This is a genomic window from Bartonella sp. P12B (genome assembly GCF_055796185.1).
The window spans coordinates 1-3436 of sequence record NZ_JBTTDI010000036.1 but is presented as its reverse complement, the minus strand read 5'-3'; the positions used below and the strand labels follow the sequence as shown (position 1 = coordinate 3436).

Here is a 3436-nt window from a genome sequence, read left to right as displayed (position 1 = left end):
ACGCAAGGAATTTGGCAAGAGCTTGGGATCGCGTGGTGTTTCTATTCTTGACCCTTTCACTGGAACTGGTACCTTTATCACGCGGCTTTTGCAATCTGATCTCATTCAACCAGAGGATATGGAATATAAATTCCGTCATGATATTCATGCCAATGAGATTGTCTTGCTTGCCTATTACATTGCTGCCATAAATATTGAAGCAACCTATCATAGTCTTATGAAAGGAGATTATATACCCTTTAAGCATATTGGTTTAACCGATACGTTTCAGATGGTTGAAAAGCAAGATCTGATGAAGGGGTTATTAGAAGAAAACAGTGAATATTTGGAACTTCAGAAAAAACTCAATATTGAAGTGATCTTTGGCAACCCTCCTTATTCCGTGGGGCAAAAGAATGAAAATGATAATGCCAAGAACACTCCTTATCCACTCTTAGATAAACGTATTCGTGAAACCTATGCTGCTCAATCTGATTCAATGAATATGCGAAATTTTTATGACAGCTATATACGAGCTATTCGCTGGGCTAGTGATCGCATAAAAGACCGCGGTATTATTGGTTTTGTTACAAATGCAGGTTTTATCAGTGGTCATTCTCTGAATGGTCTACGTAAATGCCTCGTTGAGGAATTTAGCAGCCTTTATATTTTTCATTTGCGGGGCAATCAACGTACCTCTGGAGAACTTTCTCGAAAAGAAGGAGGCAAAATTTTTGGTTCTGGATCACGAGCCCCTATCGCTATCTCTATTCTTGTAAAAAATCCAAATGTACAACAACATGGTAAAATATATTTCCGTGATATTGGAGATTATCTCACAAGAGAAAAAAAACTCACAATAATCGAAACCTTTGGTAGCATTGATGGTATTACACAAAGTGAACACGGTTGGAAAATAATTACACCAGATAAACATGGTGATTGGATAAATCAACGTGATGACAGTTTTAAAGCATTTTTAGCCATAGGTGATAAGAAAGATCATGGTAAAAAGCTCTTTGACACGTTTTCTCTTGGTGTTGTAACCAGTCGTGATGCTTGGGCATATAACTCAAGTCGTGAAGTTTTAGCTAAAAATATGAGTAACATGATTGCTTTCTATAATAGCGAAATAGAACGCTTTAATAATGACTATTCACATATTGACCGTAAAACACGTACCAATGCTGTAAATGATTTTGTTAACACAGATGCAAAAAAAATTAGCTGGAGCCTTAAAATTAAACAACAGTTAACTAAAGGAAAAATTTTTGAGTTTAAAAATACATGTCTTTCTCAAAGTTTGTACCGTCCTTTTACACAACAATGGCTTTATTATAATCGCACCTTCAATGAAGCAATTTATCAAATGCCTTGTATATTTCCGATAGGAGAAACGGTTGAAAATAGAATAATACAAGTTACAAGTACAGGTTCACGGAGTGGTTTTTCTGTACTTATGACTAATAATATAGCTGATTTTAATCTAATAGATGGTGGTAGCCAATGTTTTCCATTATACCTTTACGAAGATGTTACGGTTAAAAAAGACAAAAATGAAAAACAATCTCATTTATTTGCAAATTCTACAGAAGAGACCAAAGCCGCTGGTTTACAACGCCGTGATGCCATTACTGATGAAGGTTTAGCACATTTTAAGGCTGCTTATCCTAATGAAACCATCACTAAAGATGATATCTTCTATTATGTTTACGGTCTTTTGCATTCAGAAGATTACCATGCTCGTTATGCTGACAATTTATGTAAAGAACTCCCTCGCATCCCTTGCGTAAAGAGCGCTGAAGATTTCTGGGCATTTGTTAATGCTGGTCGTGAATTAGGCAATTTGCACGTCAATTATGAAACGGTAGAACTTTATCCAGTGACCTTTAAAAAAGGCAACCCTAAACTTACAGAGATCTCTAATCCCGAAAAGTTTTATTACGTTACAGAAATGAAATTTGTTGGGAACGGTAAGGAAAAGGATAAAACCACTGTTTTTTATAACAGTAATATCACAATAACAGATATCCCTCTTAAAGCTTATGAGTATATCGTTAATGGTAAATCTGCTCTTGAATGGGTTATGGAACGGCAATGTGTAAAAACTGATAAAAAGAGTGGCATTGCTAATGATGCCAATCGCTATGCTATTGAGACCATTGGCAACCCTGCTTATCCATTGGAATTGTTCCAAAGGGTTATTACGGTAAGTTTAGAAACAATGAAGATTGTTAAGAACTTACCAAATCTAGAATTAAGAGAAACTGAGTAGACTTAAGAAAGCATGCTCACATGATAGGCATGATAATTACAAGGGGTATAGATCTTATAACCGTAATCTATACCTCTCTTATTAGGTTGCTTACCTGTAATCTTAAAAGGAAAGATTTACCATGCGATACTCTAAAAAGAGAAGAATGAATCTCTCTATTTTTTACTCTTTTAATGACTTATTTTCGTAAAAATAAATCACACCCAAAACCTCCAAAACACCCAAAACATATAACATTGGTTGTATTTACATGCTATATTGTCAATTATCATCAATCATTGGTTGTTATTTAAAAATTGATAAAAATTAACATATTGAAATATAACACTTTTTATTTTTAGATAATTTTTTTAAAAAATGAGCCCCAAAAAGAACACCCAAAACCCCCAAAACCTATAAAATTAATAGCTATAAAAGAATTGATAGCATATCTCATAATCACGAGCTATCTTTTGAAAGGCTTTAAAGATTCATATGTTCCTTATAAGATATTGTCTTTTCAATAATACTAATGAAACTGATAAAAGAGGCAAAAGCCCATAAAAAGGTATTTTGATAAGAATATAAGAATTCAAAATGTTTTTATAACAAATTAAAACCGTATGATCATATTATCTTTTTATGAGAATGACGCGGTGGCTATAGAGAATGAATCAAAAGCGTTGGTTATAAGGATGCGCTCTCTATTAAAACTGTTTAAATTACCAACTTCTTATAAAAAATTCACAAAAATATTCACAAGTTATCTCATAAAAATAACCATGCGTTATAAAGTTAAAAATAAGTATCATAAGAGCGCTTTTCGTTATTATGACGTTTAAAAGAGAAAAATAACGCAATTGCGTAATATAGAGTCGAATAGAGTCAATAAAACAGAAAATATTCATAAGCATATGATGCATATTTATACACAATGGTGTAAAAAATAATTATAAAAACACAAAAAAGAATAAAATATAGTTGACAATAAATACGTATTTTGGTATATAAATAATCAAGTGATTAACAAACACTGAACAACTAGCGAATAGGTTACGATAAACCTAATCCCTAATATAAAAAAACTGACTATCTTTTATGCTATAGAATGCATATAACGATTTTGTCGGGTGTGCTTACACCATACAATACCCTTATTAGGGAAAAGTGTAAGCAACGGACTAGTTGCCGTGTTTGTTAGCG

At 33.0% G+C, this 3436-nt stretch carries 1 protein-coding gene; it reads left to right on the top strand.

Going from position 1 to position 3436, the window contains the following annotated elements:
* Positions 1-2254: type ISP restriction/modification enzyme (locus AC0QT1_RS08335; protein WP_473202099.1), on the top strand; the 2254-nt coding region annotated here is incomplete at its 5' end.
* Positions 2255-3436: the final 1182 nt, after the last annotated feature.